Source organism: Exilibacterium tricleocarpae (assembly GCF_007004655.1).
Lineage (GTDB): Bacteria > Pseudomonadota > Gammaproteobacteria > Pseudomonadales > Cellvibrionaceae > Exilibacterium > Exilibacterium tricleocarpae.
Map to the genome: position 1 here is coordinate 1 of NZ_ML660113.1, position 22,405 is coordinate 22,405.

At 59.6% G+C, this 22,405-nt stretch carries 21 protein-coding genes; 2 read left to right on the forward strand and 19 right to left on the reverse strand.

All coding sequences use genetic code 11. The features are described 5' to 3' along the window. Positions 1-208 precede the first annotated feature (208 nt). The 18 genes from FKG94_RS29665 to FKG94_RS26225 all read right to left on the reverse strand — a co-directional run bounded on the left by FKG94_RS29665 (position 209) and on the right by FKG94_RS26225 (position 16,875). Positions 209-715 (reverse strand): putative adhesin, encoded by a 507-nt coding sequence (locus FKG94_RS29665; protein WP_425460071.1) that lies wholly within the window; start codon positions 713-715, stop codon positions 209-211. 489 nt (positions 716-1,204) lie between these two features. Beyond that, the gene (gene ribA, locus FKG94_RS26140) at positions 1,205-1,810 is read right to left on the reverse strand and encodes a GTP cyclohydrolase II (protein ID WP_142929901.1); all 606 of its coding nucleotides are present in this window, start codon (positions 1,808-1,810) and stop codon (positions 1,205-1,207) included. A gap of 76 nt (positions 1,811-1,886) precedes the next feature. Further along, complete coding sequence (locus FKG94_RS26145) at positions 1,887-2,552, reverse strand: retropepsin-like aspartic protease family protein (protein WP_142929902.1); 666 nt, start codon at positions 2,550-2,552, stop codon at positions 1,887-1,889. A 22-nt stretch (positions 2,553-2,574) separates the two neighbouring features. After that, positions 2,575-3,057: a phosphatidylglycerophosphatase A family protein gene (locus tag FKG94_RS26150; RefSeq protein ID WP_142929903.1), complete on the reverse strand. Its 483-nt coding sequence runs from the start codon at positions 3,055-3,057 to the stop codon at positions 2,575-2,577. Next, on the reverse strand, positions 3,044-4,018 hold the full coding sequence (gene thiL, locus FKG94_RS26155; RefSeq protein ID WP_142929904.1) for a thiamine-phosphate kinase: 975 nt from the start codon (positions 4,016-4,018) through the stop codon (positions 3,044-3,046). The genes FKG94_RS26150 and thiL overlap by 14 nt, the downstream gene beginning before the upstream one ends. Positions 4,019-4,055: 37 nt before the next feature. Then, positions 4,056-4,505 (reverse strand): transcription antitermination factor NusB, encoded by a 450-nt coding sequence (nusB, locus tag FKG94_RS26160; RefSeq protein WP_142929905.1) that lies wholly within the window; start codon positions 4,503-4,505, stop codon positions 4,056-4,058. A gap of 89 nt (positions 4,506-4,594) precedes the next feature. Next, entirely contained in the window at positions 4,595-5,062 is a 468-nt protein-coding gene (gene ribH, locus FKG94_RS26165) for a 6,7-dimethyl-8-ribityllumazine synthase (RefSeq protein ID WP_142929906.1), read from the reverse strand. Between the two features lie 66 nt (positions 5,063-5,128). Continuing rightward, complete coding sequence (gene ribBA, locus FKG94_RS26170) at positions 5,129-6,241, reverse strand: bifunctional 3,4-dihydroxy-2-butanone-4-phosphate synthase/GTP cyclohydrolase II (protein WP_142929907.1); 1,113 nt, start codon at positions 6,239-6,241, stop codon at positions 5,129-5,131. Positions 6,242-6,282: 41 nt separating this feature from the next. Further along, a complete protein-coding gene (locus FKG94_RS26175) occupies positions 6,283-6,942 on the reverse strand; it encodes a riboflavin synthase (RefSeq protein WP_142929908.1) in 660 nt (219 codons plus the stop codon). 2 nt (positions 6,943-6,944) lie between these two features. After that, complete coding sequence (gene ribD, locus FKG94_RS26180; RefSeq protein ID WP_142929909.1) at positions 6,945-8,063, reverse strand: bifunctional diaminohydroxyphosphoribosylaminopyrimidine deaminase/5-amino-6-(5-phosphoribosylamino)uracil reductase RibD; 1,119 nt, start codon at positions 8,061-8,063, stop codon at positions 6,945-6,947. Between the two features lie 3 nt (positions 8,064-8,066). Further along, on the reverse strand, positions 8,067-8,540 hold the full coding sequence (nrdR, locus tag FKG94_RS26185) for a transcriptional regulator NrdR (RefSeq protein WP_142929910.1): 474 nt from the start codon (positions 8,538-8,540) through the stop codon (positions 8,067-8,069). 206 nt (positions 8,541-8,746) lie between these two features. Next, the gene (gene glyA, locus FKG94_RS26195; protein ID WP_142929912.1) at positions 8,747-10,012 is read right to left on the reverse strand and encodes a serine hydroxymethyltransferase; all 1,266 of its coding nucleotides are present in this window, start codon (positions 10,010-10,012) and stop codon (positions 8,747-8,749) included. Between the two features lie 412 nt (positions 10,013-10,424). After that, a complete protein-coding gene (gene mmsB / locus FKG94_RS26200; protein WP_246125414.1) occupies positions 10,425-11,366 on the reverse strand; it encodes a 3-hydroxyisobutyrate dehydrogenase in 942 nt (313 codons plus the stop codon). 22 nt (positions 11,367-11,388) lie between these two features. Then, the gene (locus FKG94_RS26205; RefSeq protein ID WP_246125416.1) at positions 11,389-12,525 is read right to left on the reverse strand and encodes an enoyl-CoA hydratase/isomerase family protein; all 1,137 of its coding nucleotides are present in this window, start codon (positions 12,523-12,525) and stop codon (positions 11,389-11,391) included. A gap of 307 nt (positions 12,526-12,832) precedes the next feature. Next, positions 12,833-13,282 carry an enoyl-CoA hydratase/isomerase family protein gene (locus tag FKG94_RS26210; RefSeq protein WP_246125418.1) on the reverse strand — a complete coding sequence of 150 codons (450 nt, stop codon included), beginning with the start codon at positions 13,280-13,282 and terminating at the stop codon, positions 12,833-12,835. Positions 13,283-13,399: 117 nt separating this feature from the next. Then, on the reverse strand, positions 13,400-14,176 hold the full coding sequence (locus tag FKG94_RS26215) for an enoyl-CoA hydratase (RefSeq protein WP_142929915.1): 777 nt from the start codon (positions 14,174-14,176) through the stop codon (positions 13,400-13,402). 30 nt (positions 14,177-14,206) lie between these two features. After that, on the reverse strand, positions 14,207-15,373 hold the full coding sequence (locus FKG94_RS26220) for an acyl-CoA dehydrogenase family protein (RefSeq protein ID WP_142929916.1): 1,167 nt from the start codon (positions 15,371-15,373) through the stop codon (positions 14,207-14,209). Continuing rightward, positions 15,370-16,875 carry a CoA-acylating methylmalonate-semialdehyde dehydrogenase gene (locus tag FKG94_RS26225; protein ID WP_218943651.1) on the reverse strand — a complete coding sequence of 502 codons (1,506 nt, stop codon included), beginning with the start codon at positions 16,873-16,875 and terminating at the stop codon, positions 15,370-15,372. The genes FKG94_RS26220 and FKG94_RS26225 overlap by 4 nt, the downstream gene beginning before the upstream one ends. A 168-nt stretch (positions 16,876-17,043) precedes the next feature. Between FKG94_RS26225 and FKG94_RS26230 the strand changes: the two genes are divergently transcribed. Then, positions 17,044-17,991: an AraC family transcriptional regulator gene (locus FKG94_RS26230; protein WP_142929917.1), complete on the forward strand. Its 948-nt coding sequence runs from the start codon at positions 17,044-17,046 to the stop codon at positions 17,989-17,991. A gap of 277 nt (positions 17,992-18,268) precedes the next feature. Here the strand turns inward: FKG94_RS26230 and FKG94_RS26235 are convergent, their stop codons facing one another. Beyond that, on the reverse strand, positions 18,269-20,461 hold the full coding sequence (locus FKG94_RS26235; protein WP_179957823.1) for a sensor domain-containing protein: 2,193 nt from the start codon (positions 20,459-20,461) through the stop codon (positions 18,269-18,271). A gap of 246 nt (positions 20,462-20,707) precedes the next feature. Here FKG94_RS26235 and ettA point away from each other — a divergent pair, with 246 nt between their 5' ends. Continuing rightward, positions 20,708-22,372, forward strand: a complete 1,665-nt coding sequence (ettA, locus tag FKG94_RS26240; RefSeq protein WP_142929919.1) for an energy-dependent translational throttle protein EttA — start codon at positions 20,708-20,710, stop codon at positions 22,370-22,372. Positions 22,373-22,405 lie beyond the last annotated feature (33 nt).

Consider the following 22,405-nt stretch of genomic DNA (forward strand, 5'->3'; position numbering starts at 1 on the left):
GAGAAAAATCCTCGGGCAGTTGACCCAAGATGAACACCTGGGTTAAAAATCCGGACGGGTGATGCGTTAGGACATTAGGTGTTCACGTTCGCCCGGAATAGGTGTTCATCTTCGCCGGAATACGCACCCGCCTCCAGCTTTCACAAGGTCGCAAACCTAGGAGTTAGCTTGGCACACGCATGTGATTTTTAGGCGTGGGTTAAGTGAGTTACCAATATTGTCGGCAGGAAATCCAGTCGACATCTGTGACTCCGGGGCAATTCGCTATATTGCTCAGAGTAACCACTGATCTAGCGTAAGGTGCACCACCTTGAACAGCAGGTAAAACGACTTGTCGAGTTTGTATTGTACCGGGAGTAGGGCTCCCCCAATTTTGTCCGCTACCCACTGTAAGAATTGTTTCGAAATATGGCTGCCCTCCTCTCCCAACGGCTTCTCTTTGGATGCCACCCGCCACACCCAGCCCAACATATGGAACACCATAATAATCCTGGCACATCTGACCGGGAGTAAAGGTAGCTACTAATGCATTTGGATTTCCAGGCCTGCGTTGAAGCCAATGATCTAATATGTTCCATGCATTATTATCTTGAAGTACAAGACCATCCACTACGTAGAAGTGTATTGAAACACCTGCGGGAACTGCAAATTGGGGAGGGTTAGCGGGCGGCCCGACAACACGTCCGCCGTGACAGTTAACTAATATTCTTGGCATCTAAAGTTCTCCTAAGTTTAAATCTTCGAAAAGGTGCTGAGTCTGGTCACCCAATGCCTCCATTAGCGGCCGTAGTGTAGATGTCCTTATCAGGAGTTTTTCAGTACTGGTCATCTTATAGCCGCTGCTGTGTGATTAGGTTCTCCACACTCTAATCACAGCAGGCATAGGGGGTTTGCACTCTGGGGCGCAAAATTGAACTCTGGGGAAAGTAGGAGAAAGCGTTCAGGCAGGGCCGCCGTCAAAGTCGAAAGCTGGTCAACTTAGGGGCCTTCTGTCTCAGTGGCAGAAAAAGTGTGAACGTTTACTATCGAATGGAATTTAAAACAGGTGTGTTGATGTTTCGGGCGGCAGGATCGCGGCGCAATAACCCTGACGGCTCACCACCAGAGTGAGTGATGACTTTTATATATTAAAGCCGTGCCCGATCAATAGCATGGTGTTAGAGGACGACGATAGCCGGGCTGTTTGCCATGCACCCCGCTTCGGTCACCCATCCTCTTCCGGGTGATCCAACCAATGCCCCAGTTTGCCTTTCTTGGTCTCCAGGTACTTGGCATTATGGGGATTGCGACCGGTCTGGTGCGGCAGCCTCTCCACCACCTCAATACCCAGCTCCTGCAAGGCGGTGACTTTGCGGGGATTATTGGTCATCAGTTTGAGCGCCTTGATATGGAGGTGCTCGAGCATGGGCCGCAGGATGGAATAGTCCCGCATATCGGCGCCAAAACCCAGTTGCTCGTTGGCCTCTACCGTATCGGCACCCTTGTCCTGCAAATGGTAGGCCTTGATTTTATTCAACAGCCCGATACCACGTCCTTCCTGGCGCAGGTAAAAAATCACCCCCCGCCCTTCGATGGATATCCGGTGCATGGCCGCCTGTAACTGCGCGCCGCAGTCACAGCGCAGGCTGAACAACGCATCGCCCGTCAGACACTCGGAGTGAATACGCGCGAGCACCGGATCGCCGCTGCTCACATCGCCCATGGTCAACACCACATGTTCCTTGTCGGCACCGGTGTCTTCGAAACCATGCATGGAGAAAATACCCCAGGGAGTCGGCAGCTTCGAAGACTCTACATAGCGGATAGTCACAACCACACCCTGTTTACCCGATCGCCGAGCCCGGCGGCGGCGCACCCGATTTCACGATACGTTGTTTGCGGCGTGCTCATAGTTTTGACTCCAATACCAATATGCCACTGTCCTGGCTCATCTCAACACGGGACAGATAGCTGTTACCCAACAATATGACTTCTGGAAAGTCACCAATACTCACGGTGGCCTCCACGTTGCGCACTTCGACCTCGCCAATACGCACGCTGTCCAGCTTCACCAGAAAAGCCTTGGCCAGGCCATTGGCCGTGCTCAGCGTAATCTCCCTACCAATACGATAGTTGATGCCCAGCCGTTTGGCGGTGGGCAGATTCATCGACACACTGGTGGCGCCGGTGTCGACCAAAAACTCAACCGGCTTGCCGTTGATACGCCCGGGCGTTACGTAGTGTCCGCCGCGACCGCTCTGCAGTCGCACGCTGGCTCGCTCCGCCTTCTGAAAGCCGCTGGATATGCGCCGGCTCATTGTCAGCTTGTGGCGCTGCCCGTCTACTTCCACCACCGCAAACTTGCTGTCGGCGGAGACCAGCAGCACGCCCTCGGGACTGCGCCGCCCCTGCTTCAACAATTGCTGCTTGCCATCGATAACCAACAGCGCACTGCCGGCAAACAATCCCTTTACCTCAACCGTGGTAGCCGCCTTGCCGGTGCCTGCGACCAATAACAGAACAACCGCAACCAGCGTCCGCACGCGTGCGCAACCCACAAGTTTATTCACCATGACAAACTTCTCCTTTCCCTGCTTATAAATTCCATCCCCAGGCCAATAACTGCAGGCACAGGAACGCGAATATCCCCGCCAGTACATCATCCACCATAATACCCAGCCCGCCGTGCACGTTCTTATCGAGCCAACTGATGGGCCAGGGTTTGACGATATCGAAAAACCGAAACAACACGAAACCCAACAACAGCCAGACCCATCCGGACGGCGCCAGAAACAGCGTTATCCACAACCCCACCATTTCATCCCAGACGATACCCGGATGATCGTGCACCCCCAATATGGCGGCGCTGCGGTGGCACAGGTAAACACCCGCGGCAAACGTCAGCAGTAACAGCGCCGCATAAGCCATCGGCGACCAATCCTGAATCAACAGGTAAACCGGCACGGCCACCAGTGTGCCGGCGGTCCCCGGCGCCCGTGGAGACAAACCGGCGCCAAAACCAAACGCCAGCCACAACAGCGGGCGGCGCAGCAAGTCGGTAAAACTAAGCGCGGTCATTGCCAAAATGCTGGTAGCCGGGGCGCACCACCGGAAACGCCTCGCCGTCGCGCAGGCAGGTAACGCCTTTGCCGCGCACGATTTCACCGATGGCCGTAGCCTGGAGTTTGCCCTGGTGTAACAGTAACTCGAGACGGTCCAACTTGGCCCGCGGCACGGTAAAACAAAGTTGGTAATCATCACCTCCGGACAGTGCCCAGTTGCGCGACTGGGCGGGTTCGGCAAGCTTCTGCAGCGGCTCCGAGATCGGCAGTTGCTCGACATTGACCACCGCCCCCACGCCGCTGACCTCGCAGATATGCCCCAGGTCTGCCAGCAGACCGTCGGAAACATCGATCGCCGCGCGGGCGATACCGCACAGCAGTTTGCCTTCGCGCACTTTGGGCTCCGGTCGATAAAACCTCGACATAAAGTAGTCAAAAGCCGATTTGCCGACTTCAAATTCCTGTTTGATAATGGCAACCGCAGCGGCACCGTCGCCGAGCGTACCGGTCACAAATACGATATCCCCCACTGCGGCATTACCGCGCAGCAGTGCGTTGGAGCCACTGACCACGCCGTGCACCTGAATACAAATATTCAGCGGGCCGCGGGTGGTGTCGCCGCCAATCAGCGCACAGTCATACTCGTGGGCGACATTGAACAACCCTTTGCTAAAACCCTCCAACCAGCGGCTCTCCGCCTTGGGGATAGTCAGCCCCAGGGTAAACCACAGCGGCGAGGCACCCATCGCGGCCAGGTCACTGAGGTTGACGCGCAGCGCCCGCTCGCCGATCAGTTCCGGATCCGCGTGTTGCGGAAAGTGCACATCCGCCACCAGCGTATCCATCGACATCGCCAGGTGTTTGGATGTCGGCGGTGCCACCAGGGCACAGTCGTCGCCGATACCGAGCGGGGCGCCGAAGGCGCCGGGGCCGCGACAAAAATAGTGTCGAATCAGTTCAAATTCACCGGTTGCCATGGGTAACTGCGATCTCCAACATCATATCCAGGGCTAACTAACTGCTTTTGTCGGCCCGCCTCTCGACGGCGCGAGTCGTCGCGGACGTCTTGTCGAGCACACCATTGATAAACTTGTGACTGTCGGTGGCACCAAACTTTTTCGCCAGCGCCACCGCTTCGTTAATCACCACTTTATAAGGGACATCGAGACGGTGCTGCAATTCGAAAGTGCCGAGGCGCAACAGCGCCCGGGTAATAGGGTCGAGCTCCTCGAGACTGCGCTGCTGTAAAAACGGTGCGAAGGCGCCGTCAATATCGCCCAGGTGTTGCACAATACCGTGCAACAGCTCGTGAAAATAGTCGGTGTCGACTTTGCTCATATCGTTGTCGGTATGGAACTCGGCCTCAATAACATTCAGGGCGGCCTGGGATATCTGCCACTGGTAAATGGCCTGCATGGCGTAGTGGCGGGCCTTGCGCCGTGCCGAGGTTGAAACTGTTGTCATTTAAAAACCTGTATTCGGTATTGGCTAACGAGTACACCAGCGCATCCTAAAGCGGAGGTTTTAGGCTGATATGTCAGCCTATTTTCAATCTAAATCCTCCCGACCAGCGACACCATCTCCAGTGCTGTCTGCGCCGCCTCGACGCCTTTGTTGCCGGCCTTGGTGCCGGATCGCTCGATGGCCTGCTCAATGGAGTCCACCGTCAAGACCCCAAACGTTATCGGAATACCCGCCTGTAGCGATACCTGCGCCAAACCTTTGGTGCACTCGCCGGCCACATAATCGAAGTGAGGCGTGCCGCCGCGGATCACCGCACCGAGCGCGATAATGGCATCGTGCTCGCCCTTGGCGGCAATCTTCTGCGCCGTAATCGGAAATTCAAAGGCGCCGGGTGCGTAATAAATAGTAATGGCGTCGTCACCGATACCGTGGCGGCGCAGCGTGTCGAGCGCACCGTCTTTCAAGTGCTCAACCACAAAACTGTTCCAACGACTGACGATTAACGCGTATTTGCCTTGGGCCGCAGTGAAGTCACCTTCAATAGTCACGATACTCATACTGGTTTCTCTTGTTCGTATTCTCTGATATCCAACCGGCGGGCAGCGCCCGCCTTAAACTTTAAACTATTCGCAATTCAGGTATTCGACCACTTCCAGCTCGAAACCCGAGATGGCACTGAAGCGGAAGGGCGCGCTCATCAAGCGCATTTTGTGAACTTGCAAGTCCCTTAAAATCTGCGCGCCCGTACCCACTTGTTTATAGACCAAATCCTGACTCGGCCGCTGCTGCTTGCCGGATATCATCCAATCGATACTGTCCTCGATTTCTTCGGTACTCTCGTTGTGGCAGATCAACACCACCACACCGTTTTCCTCTTTGGCGACCCGGGCCAGGGCCCGCTGAAACGTCCAGGGTTTGTAGGTCTTGTCGCTCTCGCGTTGAATCGTCAGCACATCGCGCGCGGTATTACCGACATGGACCCGTACCAGCGTCGGTTGATCCCCGCCCACCTTGCCTTTTACCAGGGCGAAGTGGCACTCCTGGCGCGGCTTGTCGAGATAGGTGCGCAAAGTAAACTCGCCAAACTCGGTTCTTACGGCGCGCTCATTGATACATTCCACAGTTTTCTCATTGACGGTGCGATACTGAATCAAATCGGCGATGGTGCCGATTTTCAGATCGTGCTCGCGCGCGAACAGCTCCAGGTCGGGGCGTCGCGCCATGGTACCGTCGGGATTCATAATCTCCACAATGGCCGCCGCCGGCTCGAAGCCCGCCAGTCGCGCCAGGTCGCAGCCCGCCTCGGTATGGCCGGCCCGGCTCAACACACCGCCCGGTTGCGCCATGATCGGAAAGATATGCCCGGGCTGTACCAGGTCTTTGGCACCGGCGTTTTTGGCCACGGCAACGCGAATGGTGCGGGCCCGATCGGCGGCGGAAATGCCGGTGGTCACTCCCTCGGCGGCCTCGATGGAGACGGTGAAATTGGTGGAGTGCTGGGCGCCGTTGTCGCTGACCATAATCGGCAGATCCAGCTGGCGACAGCGATCCTCGGTCAGGGTCAGGCAGATCAGACCGCGGGCATGAGTGGCCATAAAATTGATATCCTCGGCCCGCACCTGATCGGCGGCGATAATCAGGTCACCCTCGTTTTCGCGATCTTCGTCGTCCATCAGGATGACCATCCGACCCTGGCGGATATCGTCGATAAGCTCTTCTACAGTGTTCAATTCCATAACTAACCTTCAACCTGGCGGCCGCTGTCAGCCGCACATCACTAGCGATTGTAAAACCCGTGTTCCGCCAAAAAGCCGGCGCTGATGCCGGCGCCCGCAGCCGCCGCCTTATCCCCCAATAATAATCGCTCCAGGTAGCGGGCAATCACATCGACTTCAAGATTGACGGCGGTGCCCTGCCGGTAGTCGCCCATCACGGTTTGCGCCAGTGTATGGGGCACTATATTGAGCTCAAATTCGGCCCCTTCCACGGCGTTGACCGTCAGGCTGATGCCGTCGACGGTAATCGAGCCCTTGTGCGCGATGTACTTGGCCAACGGCGGCGGCGCCCGCAATCGAAACCGCTCGGAACGCGCATCGGCATGGCGCTCGACCACCTCGCCGACACCGTCGACATGGCCGCTAACGATATGACCACCGAGCCGCGTCTGGGGGGTAAGCGCCTTTTCCAGGTTCACAGCTTGCCCGACTTTCCAATCCGCGACAGTGGTATGGTCGAGCGTTTCCACTGACACATCCGCCCAGTAACCGTCGCCGGGCAGTTCCACTGCGGTCAGGCAGACGCCGTTGGTGGCGATGGAATCGCCTAACTGCACATCGGCCAAATCCAGGCTGCCGGTGCCGATGCGCAGGCGCAGGTCGCCGCCGCGGGGCTGTAGCGCCAGAATTTTGCCGACGGCTTCGATAATCCCCGTAAACATAGCTACCCCTCCGGATCGGGCTTTGCGGTTATGCGCCAGTCCTGGCCGACAGCGCGAATATCGCTGATGCGCAGGGGCAACTGGGCGGCCATGGATTCCAGCGGCAATTCAAACAACGGGCGCGCCGCACTGCCCAGCAGTTTCGGCGCCATATACACGATCAGTTCATCGAGCAGCCCCTGGCGCAGGAAAGCCCCCGCCAGCGTCGCCCCTGCCTCCACCAGTACTTCGTTGCACTGGCGGCGGGCCAGTTCCGCCAGCAGCGCGCGCAGGTCAATCCCCTCGCCACGACGCTCGAACAAGGCGATCTCAGCCCCCGACGCCTCCAGCTCCTCCGCACGCTGTGCCTGGGCGGCAGCGATCAGGACCTTGCCGGGGCCCTGTAAAACTTTGGCTTGCGGCGACAGTCGCAGGGTCGAATCCACCACCACCCGCAGCGGCTGGCGCGCCGCCACCGTTTCGGCGTCGGCTATATTTAATTCTTTCGCACGTACGGTCAGCGCGGCATCATCGCCGGCAACAGTGCCGATGCCGGTCACCACTGCGCAACTGCGGGCGCGCAGGCGCTGCACGTCGCTGCGGGCCTTGGGCCCGGTAACCCACTTGCTCTCGCCGCTGGCCATGGCCGTGCGACCATCGAGACTCATCGCCAGCTTGCAGCACACGTAGGGCAACCCCCTCTCCATCCGTTTGACAAAACCGGGGTTGAGGTCGCGGGCCGAATCCTCCAATAGGGGGCCGGCAACGGCAATACCGGCGCCGCGCAATCGTTCCAGGCCCGCACCGGACACCGCCGGATTGGGGTCTTCCATAGCGTAGACGACACGGGCAACACCGGCGCGGATCAGGGCCTCACTGCAGGGACCGGTTTTACCCGAGTGGCTGCAGGGTTCGAGGGTGACATACGCGGTGGCCCCGGCGGCGGCGGTACCGGCGTTTTGCAGGGCGTTGATTTCGGCGTGCGCACCGCCGGCGCGGCGGTGCCAGCCCTCGGCGATGACCCGACCGTCGCGGCTCAGTACACAGCCGACCCGCGGGTTGGGTGTGGTGGTGTACAAGCCCCGCTCGGCCAGGCGCAAAGCCCTCGCCATCAGGGTGATATCAGTGGGAGTCAGCGCCATGGTTTACGCGGGCGTCTTGGCGCTGGGCTGTTTTTCGAGGCGGTCGATTTCCTGGCGGAACTCATCCAGGTCCTGAAAGCGCCGGTACACCGAGGCAAACCGCACATAGGCCACTTCGTCGAGTTTTTGCAGGTGTTCCATGACTTTTTCACCGATGACCAGTGACTGTAATTCCCGTTCCCCGGTGGCTTGCAGGTAGTGTTTGATTTGCGCGATCGAGGCCTCTATGGCCTCGACGCTGACCGGGCGTTTTTCCAGCGCGCGCAACAGTCCGGCGCGCAGTTTGTTTTCATCGAAGGGTTCGCGGGAACCGTCCTGTTTGATCACCCGCGGCATCAACAGCTCGGCCACTTCATAGGTGGTAAAGCGCTCGTGGCAGGACTGGCACTCGCGCCGCCGCCTGACCTGATCGCCCTCGGCCACCAGCCGCGAGTCGATTACCTTGGTATCCTCGGCGCTGCAAAAAGGACAGTGCATATCAATGGCCCCGACATTTTCAAGAGGGCGCATAGTACCATAGATCGACGGCTCTCAGCTCTCAGCTCTCAGCTCTCAGCTCTCAGCTCTCAGCTCTCAGCTCTCAGCTCTCAGCTCTCAGCTCTCAGCTCTCAGCTCTCAGCTCTCAGCTCTCAGCTCTCAGCTCTCAATCGATGATCCCTTTGAGCACGATGAGGTGTGAACGCTTATTCCCCGTAAACGGGAAACTTCGCACACACCGCCAGCACTTTCGCCTTGACCTCGGCAATCACTCCTTCTGCCTCGTCTTTTTCCAGGGCTTCGAGCACATCGCACATCCAGTGGGTCAGCTCGACGGTCTCCGCCGTGCCGAAGCCACGGGTGGTGATGGCGGGGGTCCCCACCCGCAGCCCCGAGGTAATAAACGGCGAGCGCGGGTCATTCGGCACGGCATTTTTATTGACGGTGATATTGGCCAGCCCCAGCGCTTCGTCGGCGTCTTTGCCGGTGTAGTCCTTGCCGATCAAATCCACCAGCATCAGGTGGTTTTCCGTACCACCGGAAACAATGTTGATACCGCGCTCGATAAAGGTGGCCGCCATGGCCTTGGCATTGTCGACGACCTGCTGCTGGTAGGCTTTGAAGTCATCGCCCATCGCCTCCTTGAAACTCACCGCCTTGGCGGCAATCACGTGCATCAGCGGCCCGCCCTGGCCACCGGGAAATACCGCCGAATTGAGTTTCTTTTCCAGTTCCGGATTGGCCCGGGCCAGGATAATACCGCCGCGGGGACCGCGCAGGGTCTTGTGGGTGGTGGAGGTCACCACATCGGCAAACGGCACCGGATTGGGGTAGATACCGGCCGCCACCAGCCCGGCGACATGGGCCATATCGACGACCAGGTAGGCGCCGACCTGATCGGCGATCTCGCGAAACCGGCCCCAGTCCATGATCTGGGAATAGGCGGAAAAGCCGGCCATCAGCAGCTTCGGCTTGTGTTCCAGGGCCAACTGCCGGACCTGTTCGTAATCCACTTCACCGGTCTGCGGGTTGAGGCCGTACTGCACGGCGTGATAGATCTTGCCGGAGAAATTCACCTTGGCGCCGTGGGTGAGGTGGCCGCCGTCGGCCAGGCTCATGCCGAGCACGGTATCGCCCGGCGCGCACAGCGCCGCGTAGACGGCGGTATTGGCCTGGGAACCGGAGTGCGGTTGCACGTTGGCATAGTCGGCACCAAACAACTGCTTGGCCCGCTCGATCGCCAGCGCCTCCGCCCGATCGACATACTCGCAGCCGCCGTAATAGCGCTTGCCGGGATAGCCCTCGGCGTATTTGTTGGTAAGCTTGGTGCCCTGCGCCGCCATGACCAGGGGGCTGGTGTAGTTTTCGGAAGCAATCAGCTCGATATGTTCTTCCTGGCGGCGATCTTCGTGTTCGATAGCCGACCAAATGTCCGGATCAAAAGCTTCGAGAGTCTGAGATTTATCAAACATCGGTCACCTCTGGCGCAGGTTGGGGGCGCAGGTTGGGGTTTGCAGTGATAGTGTCCACAATCCGCCCCAGGCCGGGCCTGCAACGACAACCGGAAGCGGCGACTGCGGTCTTGAAGGGGCGCGATTGTACACTATCCCGGCGGCGAGGGAGCAGTGTTTTTGGCCCCTCGGCACAAAAGATTTTCATGTTTATCATCAATCGAGTGCACCTCGCAAAAAGGGGCGAGCCAATGACATTTACTTAAGCCAAGGCGTGCCAGTTGACCGGTCCGGCCCTCAGTATTCTTGACTCAAGACCGATAAGACTGGAGCAGGGATCGCTAAATTGGTGCCAATCCTCTCAAGTCCCACCACCACCAAAAGCAGGCGCCTGGAGCGAGTGCCGCAGGGGGTCGATCCACCACAGCTTCCGCTATGGCCTGGAGAACAGCCTCTGAACACTCGAAAAATCCAGCTCGGTGTTGTCCTCGCCTCCCGCATGGGCGTGCAGGCCATACAGACTCCGGGCCAGCGTGCCCATGGGCGTATCCGAGCGGCTGGCCAGGGCCGCCGCCTGCGCCAGGCCCAAATCCTTCTGCATCAGCTTGACCATAAATCCGCCCTGGTAGTCACGACTTGCCGGCGCCCCCGGCATCACCCCGGGGTAAGGATTGTACTTTTCCAGCGACCAGTTGCAGCCGGAGCTCTTTAACATGATATCGGACAGCACCGCCGGGTCCAAACCGTTGTCCACACCCAGTTGCAACGCCTCGGCAGTGCCGATCATATGCACCGCCAGCAGCATGTTGTTGCAAATTTTAGCCACCTGGCCGGCGCCGCTGTCACCGGCGCGCAGCACATTGCTGCCCATGGCGGACAACACCGGCTCGGCGGCCGTGCAGGCCGCTTCGGTGCCGCCGCACATAAATGCCAGGGTACCCGCAGCAGCCGCAGCCACACCGCCGGAGACCGGGGCATCGATGGCCTGAATACCGCGTTGCGCCGCCGCCTCTGCCAGGCGCCGGGAGCTGGCGGCAGCCACGGTGGAACAGTCGATCACCAGCGCTGTGGCGGGCATGCAGTCCAGCAGCGCCGGCTCGCCGTCGATATAGAGATGCTCGACAATCGCCCCGTCGGGCAACATGCTGACGACATAGTCGACACCCTCTACCGCAGCGGCGGCCGTGGCGGCGGGCACACAGCCGGCCGCGTCGGCCTGCGCCAGCGCCGCGGCGGATAAATCAAACGCCCGCACCTCAAAACCGGCTTTTACCAGGTTGGGGGCCATGCCGCCGCCCATATTGCCGAGGCCGACAAATGCGACTTTTTTTGCGGTAGCGTTTGCCATGTCCTCTACTGCCATATCTTCTGCCATAACCGCTCTCCTATCGATCAACTTACTGATCTATCTGCCCTAAGTCCGCCAGCGGGTGGGGGCCGTCCCAGGGAGCCTGGAAAAACGCCGCCACCTCCTGCGCTGAAACAGCCTCCACCCGGTCCGGGCGCCAGCGGGGCGCCCTATCTTTATCGATCAGCAGCGCCCTGACCCCCTCGCGAAAGTGACCGCGGGCGGCGCAATTGACCGACATGATAAATTCCATACGAAAGACATCCGCCAGTGACAGGCCGCTGCCGCGGCGCAACTGTTGCGCCACCAGGTGCGGGGTAATCGGGCACCCTGCAGCCAGCCCCCGAGCCGCTTTGGCAAGCCAGGTATCGTCGCCTTCATAGGCTGTGATACGAGACACCAGGGCGGGCACCTCGTGCTCGGCACAGGTGGCGTTAATCCAGTCCAGATGCGGCTCGAGTTGGCCGTCGGGCTGGCCGGCGAGGTGGGCTGCCTCCATATCCCGCAGCAGTGCGGTGACACTTTCGCGGTCGGTCTGCGCCTCGCCACGCCAGTCGATATCGGCAAGACCGGCCAGCACCTGGTCTTTGCAGGCGTGAGGGAGGAAGCGGTCGCCGAGTCCGACGAACTTGGCGTCGGCGGCGTTAAAAGAGGCGCCGGTAAGGCCGAGAAACAACCCGGTCTGGCCCGGTGCGTGGTTGAGAAACCAGGTGCCGCCCACATCCGGATAGAGGCCGATGGTCACCTCGGGCATGGCCATGCGAGTGGTCTCGGTCACCACCCGATGGCTGGCACCGCTCAACAGGCCCATGCCGCCGCCCATAACGATACCCTGGCCCCAGGCCAGAATCGGTTTGGTATAGGTGTGAATGTGGTAGTCGAGCCGGTATTCGCGGGAGAAAAACTGCAGCGCGTAATCGCTGTCGAGCGCTTCGCCGTAGGCAGCGGAGGCGGCATACAGGGCCACCACATCGCCGCCGGCGCAAAACGCTTTGTCGCCGGCGCCTTGTAGAAACACGCAGGCGATATCGGCATCTCGCTCCCAGGCGCTGAGTCGCGCCTGCAGCAGATCGATCATGGCCAGGCTCAGGGCGTTGAGTGACTTTTCTGCATTCAGCGTGGCAATACCGATTTTATAGTTATTGCCGGCGGGAAGTTCGTTAAACGTGACTGCTGGTTGTGTCAATGTGTTCCCCATCTATCTCTGTTGTTTCTATCCACTCGTCCCCTTAACCTGCACCTCTAGCGGTGGCACGGTGCGGGGACGTAACTTCAGTTGCGTCCCCCTCGAGGGGGACCACTCCCCTGTGCCAATAGCACCGCTTGCAGGATACTGCGGGGCAGTTCTAACGCAGGGGAGTGGCACCATTCTAAGGGGACGCAACTGAAGTTACGTCCCCGCACCGTGCCACCGGAGGCGGTGCCTTTAGAAAGGGGAGTGCCACTCCTCTGGTTGCGGTCGGGCAACAGTGTCTCTAAGCTTAACGAGCTTCTTAAGGGGACGGAGGGAATAAAAAATAATCCCTCCGTCCCCTTAAGCAGTGGCTGGCGCCGCTCAACAGGCCCATACCGCCGCCCATCACGATACCCTGGCCCCAAGCCAGAATCGGTTTGGTGTAGGTGTGAATGTGGTAGTCGAGCCGGTATTCGCGGGAGAAGAACTGCAGCGCGTAATCGTTGCCGAGCGTTTCGCCGTAGGCCGCGGAGGCGGCATACAGGGCCACCACATCGCCGCCGGCGCAAAACGCTTTGTCGCCGGCGCCCTGCAGAAATACGCAGGCAATATCGGCATCTCGCTCCCAGGCGGTGAGTTGTGCCTGCAGCAGATCGATCATGGCCAGGCTCAGGGCATTGAGTGACTTTTCTGCATTCAGCGTGGCAATGCCGATTTTATAGGTACTGCCGGCGGGAAGTTCGTTAAACGTGACTGCTGGTTGTGTCAATGTATTCCCCATCTATCTCTGTTATTTCCATCCGCTCGTCCCCTTAACCTGCACCTCTTGCGGTGGCACGGTGCGGGGTCGGGGTCGGGGGGCCCCACCCCCCATCAACAAAACCACCTACCCATTCCTCCAAACCGGCACCCGCTTCTCCAAAAAGGCACTAACCCCTTCCCGCTGATCCTCGGAGTCCCACAGCTTGACAAACAACTCCCGCTCCTGCGGCAGGGCGCTGGCGAGCGGTTGCCGCCGCGCCGCCATAATCAACTGCTTGCAATAACGCACCGACGTCGGCGACTGGCCGGCGGCCCGTTCAGCCAACTCCAACGCGCGCGCCAGCGCCTGACCGGTCGCCACCACCTCCTGCACCAACCCGATTCGCTCGGCCTGCTCCGCCTTGACCCGCTCGCCGAGCAGGATCATACGCTTGGCCCAGGCCTCCCCCACCAGCCACGGCAACTGCTGGGAGCCCAGGCCGCAGGGCAGCAGCCCCACCGAGGCTTCCGGCAACGCCATCTGCGCCTGCTGTTCGGCGATGCGAAAATCACAGCACAGCGCCGCCTCCAGGCCGCCGCCCATGGCAAAGCCGGTGATGGCGGCAATCGATACGCCACGGTAGTTCGCCAGAGTCTCGAAGGCGCTGCCGAAGCAGTCGGCAAACGCAAACGCCTGCCCCTTGTCGTCGTGATTAAAACGGTTGAGGTCGGCACCGGCGCTGAAAAACTTTTCGCTGTCACTGGCCAGGATCAGCGCGTAGTTATCGGTGTCGTCGTTGAGCTGCTCCACTAAATGCCGGAGATACTGCAGGCTCTCCGGCGTCCAGGTATTGGCCGGCGGATTATTGAAGGTGATGACGGCGGTGTGACCGCGCCGCTCCAGTTTTAATAACTCACTCATTTCAATGCCTCTATCATCCCAATGCCCGTATCATCTAAGCACCTCTATGGCGTCGTCCTGCAACAGTCGCCGGGCGACGATCAGGCGCATCACTTCATTGGTGCCTTCGAGAATCTGGTGCACCCGGGTGTCGCGCACAAAGCGCTCGATCGGGTACTCGCGCAGATAGCCATAACCACCGTGTAACTGCAGCGCCTCATTGCAGACCTGAAACCCGATATCGGTGGCAAACCGCTTGGCCATGGCGCAATAGGTGGTTTTGTCGGGACTGGCGGTGTCCAGCTTGAACGCCGCCAGGCGCACCATCTGCCGCGCCGCCACCAGCTCCGTCGCCATATCGGCAAGCTTGAACTGCAGCGCCTGAAAGCTCGCCAACGGTTTGCCGAACTGGGTGCGCTGCTGCAGATAGCGCTGCGCCAGGCCCAGGGTGGCCTGCGCCGCGCCGAGGGAGCAGGTGGCGATATTGATGCGGCCGCCGTCGAGCCCCTGCATGGCGATCTTAAATCCTTCGCCCTCGGCACCGAGCCGGTGGCTTGCGGGAACGATCGCGTCCGCAAACGTAATCGCCCGGGTGGGCTGACAATTCCAGCCCATTTTAATTTCGTTCTTGCCGTAGACAATGCCTTCCAGGTCAGCGGGAACGGCAAACGCGGTAATGCCGCCGGGGCCGTCGTCGCGGCTGCCGGTGCGCGCCATCACCACCAGCATTTCCGTGCTGCCGGCACCGCTGATAAACATCTTGCTGCCGTTCAGCACATAGCTGTCTGCGCGCCGCGCCGCGCTGGTTTGCAGTGCCCCGGCATCGCTGCCGGCGTTGGGCTCGGTGAGACAATAGGACGCCAGCTTGCGCCCTGCCGTCAGCTCGGCACCCCACTGCGATTTCAGTTCCTCGCCGCCCCAGGTGCCGATCATCCAGGTGGCCATATTGTGGATGGAGATAAAAGCCGCGGTGGCAGTGCAGCCGGCGGCCAGCTCCTCCAGGATCAACGCCGTATCCAGACGCGACAGTTCCATGCCGCCCAGTTCCTGCGGGCAATAGATGCCGCAAAAGCCCAACTCGCCCGCCTTGGCGATAACCTCTTTGGGGAAAAATTTCTCTTCGTCCCAGCGCGCGGCATGGGGTGCCAACTCGCCCTCGGCAAAGGCGCGGGCGGCCGCCTGAAACGCCAGTTGTTCTTCGCTTAGATCAAAATTCATCGCAGGTTAATCGTCATATTGGGGCCGCCCGGAATATCCTCGTCAAACCAGCGCGCGGTAACCGTTTTGGTTTCAGTATAAAAACGCACCGCCTGTTTGCCATAGGCATGCTGGTCGCCAAAAAATGAGCCGCGCCAGCCGGTGAAGGAGAAAAACGGCAGCGGCACCGGCACCGGCACGTTGATGCCCACCTGGCCGACCAGCACCTCGTGTTGGAATTTTCGCGCCGCCGCGCCGCAGGCGGTAAACAACGAGGTGCCGTTGCCCATGGGATTGTCGTTGATCAGCGCCAGCGCCTCGTCGAGACTGTCGACATTCACCACGCACAACACCGGCCCGAAGATTTCATTGCGATAGATTTCCATCGCCGGCGTCACATCGGTAAAGAGGGTGGGACCAACCCAGTTGCCGTCGGGATAGCCCTCCACCGCACAGTGGGAACCGTCGAGCACGCAGTTGGCGCCCTCCTGTTTGCCTTTTTCAATAAATGACAAAATCCGGTCCCGCGCCTGGGGATTGATCTGTGGTCCATAAGCCGCCTGGGGATCGTCCCAGGCGCCGGGACGGATAGTCTGCGCCGCCTGTTTCAGATCGTCGATCCAGGCCTGGGCTTCACCCACCATCACCACCACCGAAATCGCCATGCAGCGCTGGCCGGCGGCACCGAAGCCGGCGCCGACCAGGTTGTTGATCACCTGCTGTTTATTGGCATCGGGCATTACCACCATATGGTTTTTCGCCCCCACCATGCACTGCACCCGCTTCAGGTGATGGGTGCCGGTGCGGTAGATATGCTCGCCGGCAGCGACAGAGCCGACAAAGGAGATGGCCTTCACCTGCGGATGGGTGAGCAGGTTATCCACCTGTTCCCTGTTGCCGTGAACCACCTGCAGCACACCCTTGGGCGCGCCGGCTTCTTCGAACAGTTCCGCCAGCCGGGTCGGCGTCAGCGGGTCCTGCTCCGAGGGCTTGAGTACGAACGTGTTGCCGCAGGCGATGGCGAGGGGAAACATCCACAGCGGGATCATGGCCGGAAAGTTAAACGGCGTGATACCGGCACAGACACCCAGCGGCTGGGTGTAGGAATAGCAGTCGATGGTACGCGCCACATTTTCAACGGTTTCACCCATCAGCAGCGAGGCGATATTGCAGGCGTGCTCCACCACCTCGATACCGCGCCAGACATCGCCTTTGGCATCCTCGAAGGTTTTGCCGGTTTCGCGGCTCAGTATTTCCGCCAGTTCGTCGTGGTGGGCTTTCAACAGATGCTGGTAGCGCAACATCAGGCGCGCCCGCTCCGGCACCGCCACCTCTTTCCACTCGGTGAACGCCGCAGCGGCGGCAGCCACTGCGCGCTCAACTTCGTCGGCGGTGGCGCAGGGCACCTGGCTGATCACTTCCTGGGTGGCCGGATCGGTTACGGGAATAAATCGGGTGGACTCGCTCTCCACCCACTCACCGTTGATGTAGAGGGGGACGGTTTTGCGCAGTTGCACAGACATACTGGACCTCGGCTATTCATCAATCGCTGGGGATCGTGCCATCTAAACACAGGGCGGAGGCCGCCAGGATTGACGAAATTGGCTTTTTGATGGACTATCTTGCTGTTTCCAGAGACATAATCGAGACCAAAGAATTTAAAGATATTGTTTATATTTCAATAAGATATAATGAACATCACCTCAGACTGGCCGCTGCCACCGGACGGAATTCGGTTTTTAATGCCACAACAGCAACTACAGCGGCTGACCCGGCATGCGCTGACCCGCGCCCTCTACCCGATTGCCATGGGCTACTACCCCGTGGCCCAGCACCACCAGATGCGCCGCCGTCAACACGACAACTACCTGCTGATCTACTGCAGCGCCGGTGGCGGCCAGTTGCAGACCGACCATCGGACCGCGCCGGTCAGCGCCGGCGACCTGGTGCTTTTACCCAAGCACAGCCGTCATTTCTACCGCTCCGACGCGCGCAGACCCTGGACGATTTACTGGTTGCACTTCGACGGCGAACTGGCCCGGGCATTCTGCCGACAACTGCAACGTCCGGGCGATGAGCAGGGCAATGAACAGAATAGTAATCAAGACGTCCACCAGACCGATGAGCAAAACGCTCAGCAAAACATTCATCAAAATATCGGCATCCAGCCGCGCCTGATCTCCGCCTTTGGCGAGTTGGCCGAATTGCGCAGCAGCCGCTACCAGTTGCCCAACCTGATTTACGCCTGCCACCAGTTGCAGGCGCTGCTCAGTTACCTGGCGCTGTTGTTGCGCCAGCACGATCTGTCGGCCCACAAAACGCTCGACTGGGCGCGTGTCCAGGCGGCGATGCAGGCACACAAACACGACCACCTTTCCCTCGACACCCTGGCCGCCGAGGTGCAACTGTCAAAGTATCACTTCTCGAAAAAGTTCAAGCAGTTTACCGGACAATCGCCCATCCAGTACTTTATCAATATGAAAATGCAGTACGCCTGCGATCTGCTGGACGCCGGCAACCAGCCGGTCAAACAAGTGGCCATATCACTGGGTTATGAGGATGTTTATTATTTCTCGCGCCTGTTTAAAAAAGTCATCGGGCTGTCACCGGACCAGTATCGTAAAAGTAAGTACCGGTAGAGCCAGTTCGAATTGCGTTTACTTTCGCAAGGAGGTGCTAATTGACCGGTCTGCCCCTGGAAAGGGCTTGCAGAAACACGCCGTAAACCCATCCATGGGGGCTTCGCGACAGCATCCCTGCTGTCGAGAGTTTCTGCAAGCCCTTTCCAGGAGCAGCCCTACCCTCGTTATTTTTAATCAAGACCGGGAAGAATAGAGCAGCGTCAATTAGCACCTCCTTGCAAAAGTAAACGCAATTCGAGTCAAACCAAATAATCGCCGAGCTAAAACACGAGATTCAGAGCACCGCCTGAGCTGCGAATTGTTGGGCCGGCACCGGTTTGCCGAGCAAAAAGCCCTGCACCTCCTCACACCCCAGCGCCCGCACGCATTCGAGTTGCAGGGATGTCTCCACGCCCTCGGCAACGACTTTCAAACCGAGACTGTGGGCCAGCGCAATAATCGCCTGAATGATACGCTTGTCTTCCTGTGACGGCAGACCTTTGACAAACGCCTGGTCGATCTTTATCGCATCGATGGGAAATTTTTTCAGATAATTCAACGACGAATACCCACTGCCGAAATCGTCGATGGCCACCCGCACACCGAGCGACTTGATCGCTTCCAGGACTTCAACCGAGTAGCGGTGGTCCTGCATCAGCGCGCTCTCGGTCAGCTCCAACTCCAGGTGCGTCGGATCGACCCCCGTGCGATCCACTACATCGCGCAGCGTCTGCAAAATATGACCTTCGACAAACTGGCGGGCAGATATATTAACCGCCAGCCGACCGACGCGCTGATGGTGCCGCTCCCAGGTCACCAGTTGCTGGCAGGCGCGCCGCAACACCCAGGCGCCGAGCACTTTGATGGTGCCCGATTCCTCAGCAATATTGATGAAGGCATCCGGCAACACCAGGCCCCGCTCCGGATGCTGCCAGCGCACCAGCGCCTCCACCCCGACCATCGCGCCGGAGCGACTGTCGAGTATAGGTTGATAGTGGAGCTCGAACTGGGTTTGGCGCACGGCCCGGTGCAAAGCATTTTCCAGCTCCATGCGCTCCATGGCCTTGGCGTTCATCGCCTTGGTGTAAAACTGGAAGTTGTTTTTACCCGCTGATTTGGCGTAATACATAGCGGTATCGGCATTTTGCAATAACGTCCGCGGCTCGGCGCCGTCGCTGGGGTAAAAAGCGATGCCGATACTGGTGCTGGTAAACACCTCGCGCCCGCGAATATGAAAGGGTTCGGACAGCAGCCGGCGGATTTTCTCGGCGATATGAGCCGCCGCCGTCACCGCCTGCTGCCGGTCGGCCAATTCACCCAAAATCACGGTGAATTCGTCTCCCCCCATACGCGCCACCGTATCTTCGCTGCGCACACAATCGCGCAGTCGCTGCGCCACCTGACACAGCAGCGCGTCGCCAAGCGCGTGACCGAGGGAGTCGTTGACGGCTTTGAAGCGGTCGAGGTCCAGGAACATCAGCGCGACCCGGGTGCCGGTGCGCTGGGCCCGGCTCAGTGCCCGCGCCAGCCGGTCATTGAACAGACTGCGGTTGGGCAGGCCGCTGAGCGGATCGAAATAGGCGAGGCGCTGGATTTTGACCTGGCTGCTTTTCTTTTCGGTGATATCGGTAAACGTGCTGATGGTGTTAATGATATCGCCTTTCTTGTCCCCGCTCGTCTCCTGCGCGGACGTTTCCCGTCCAGCTGTTTCCCGCAAGACCGTGAGCGCCACCCAGGCCGGAAAACTGTGGCCGTCCCGGTGCCGGCAGCGCAGCTCGCCCTCCCAATAATCGCGGCGTTCGAGATTCTCGGCAATGGTGTGCAGAACATCTTCGGCATAGTGGTCCAGGTCGATCAACTGCGGCGCCCGCCCGAGCGCCTCCTCGGGCGAGAAGCCGGTAATGCGGCTGAAGGCGCGGTTGACCTGCAGAATCTCGCCCCGGCGACCGGTGATATAAATACCGGTGAGGCTGTTCTGGAACACTTTGCTGGCCAGCGCCAGTTCGTCGGCGGCCCGTTTGCGTGCAGTGATGTCGCGACAGATACACAGCAGCCCCAGCACCCGACCGCTGCGGTCCTGCAGGGCGGAGGTATTGATCTCCAGGCACAGCGGCTGGCCGCGCCGGTGCACAATGTCAAACTCCGCCACCGATACCGACAGCCGCCCGCCGCCGCGGCGGCTGCGCACGCGTTGCATCTCGCGACCAAAAAAAGCCGTCACTCGCTCGAGCAGGTCGCCCCCGCAGCGGCGCCGGCCCTGATAAAAACGCCGCAACGCCGGGGCTGAATACCCCAGCACTCGCTCGGCGGACGGGCTAACATAGGTCAGATTGAGATCGGTATCGGTGGTGACAACCAGGTCAGTGAGGTTTTCCGCCAGTTGGCGGAAGTAATCCGCCTCACTCCCCGCGCCGATCTCCGTCTCTGCTGTATCCCCCTCGGACCCTGCCCCCCGCCACGATAGGCTGCCTTTATGACTGAATATCATATTTCGCCACGCGGACCATTTATTCTGGTTCATTCTTAAGTATAGGCAGTTGTCTAGTAACTGTTCGCTATATAGTAAAGGCGTATATAAAACCAGAACTCGATAGCAACGGGCGATATCAGCAGACCCTGGATCCAGCTGCGGGCCGGCGGGCGATGCGAGGCTTCTTAGTGTTTGAATTGGCCACGCAGATTAGGTACCTTGCGCGCATTCACAAAAACAGTCAACCCAGAGGTCGATGCCCAGATGGCACAATACGTCTACAGTATGAATCGCGTCAGTAAGGTGGTGCCACCCAAACGCGAAATTCTCAAGGATATCTCCCTGTCTTTTTTCCCGGGCGCCAAGATCGGTGTGCTCGGGCTCAACGGTGCCGGCAAGTCCACCCTGTTGCGAATCATGGCGGGAGTGGACACCGAATACAACGGCGAGGCCCGCCCCATGCCCGGCATCAAGGTGGGCTACCTGCCCCAGGAGCCGCACCTGGACCCGGATAAGGATGTGCGCGGCAATGTGGAGGACGGCGTGCGCGAGGCCCGCGATGCCCTGACGGAGCTGGACCAGGTCTACGCCGCCTACGCCGAGGAGGGGGCCGACTTCGACGCCCTGGCCAAGCGCCAGGGAGAGCTGGAAGACATTATCCAGGCCTGGGACGCCCACAACCTAGAGCACAAGCTGGAAGTGGCGGCTGACGCCCTGCGCCTGCCGCCCTGGGAGGCGGACGTGAGCAAACTGTCCGGCGGTGAAAAGCGCCGCGTCGCCCTGTGCCGGCTGCTGTTGTCGCGTCCGGATATGCTGCTGCTCGATGAGCCCACCAACCACCTGGACGCCGAGAGTGTGTTCTGGCTGGAGCAGTTCCTGCAGCAGTTCCCGGGTACGGTGGTGGCCATTACCCACGATCGCTATTTCCTCGACAATGCAGCGGGTTGGATTCTGGAGCTGGACCGCGGCCGCGGTATCCCCTACGAGGGCAACTACTCCACCTGGCTCGAAACCAAAGAACAGCGCCTGGAGCAGGAGGCCCGCGCCGAAGCCGCGCACCAGAAGGCCATCAAGGCGGAGCTGGAGTGGGTACGGCAGAACCCGAAGGGACGCCAGGCCAAGAGCAAGGCGCGCCTGGCCCGCTTCGACGAACTGCAATCGCAGGAATTCCAGTCGCGCAACGAGACCAATGAAATCTATATCCCGCCGGGCGATCGCCTCGGCGACAAGGTGATCGAATTTGACAATGTTTGTAAAGGGTTCGGCGGGGAGCAGTTGATCGACAACCTGAGCTTTAGCCTGCCCAAGGGCGCCATCGTCGGTATTATCGGCGGCAACGGCGCCGGCAAGTCGACGCTGTTTCGCATGATCGCCGGCACCGAACAGCCCGACAGCGGTACTATCACCCTCGGCGAGACGGTCAAGGTCGCCTATGTCGAGCAGGGCCGGGAAAATCTGGACGACGATAAGAACGTCTGGGAAGCGATCTCCGGCGGGCAGGATATATTGCGCATCGGCAACTATGAAGTCAGCTCCCGCTCTTATGTCGGGCGCTTCAACTTTAAGGGCGCTGACCAGCAGAAACAAGTGGGCGAGCTGTCCGGCGGTGAGCGGGGTCGCCTGCATCTGGCCAATACGTTAAAGCAGGGCGCCAATGTGTTACTGCTGGACGAACCCTCGAACGACCTGGATATTGAAACCCTGCGCGCGCTGGAGGAAGCGATCCTGAATTTCCCCGGCTGTGCGCTGGTGATTTCCCACGACCGCTGGTTTCTCGATCGTATCGCCACCCATATTCTCGCCTATGAAGGCAATAGTGAGATTGTGTTTTTCGAGGGTAACTATACCGACTACCACGAGGATATGGTGAAGCGCAAAGGCAACGAGGCGCAGCCGCAGCGGATGAAGTACAAGGCGTTGAAGACGTGATCGATTAAAGCCTGCGGATGCCGGGAGGCGCAG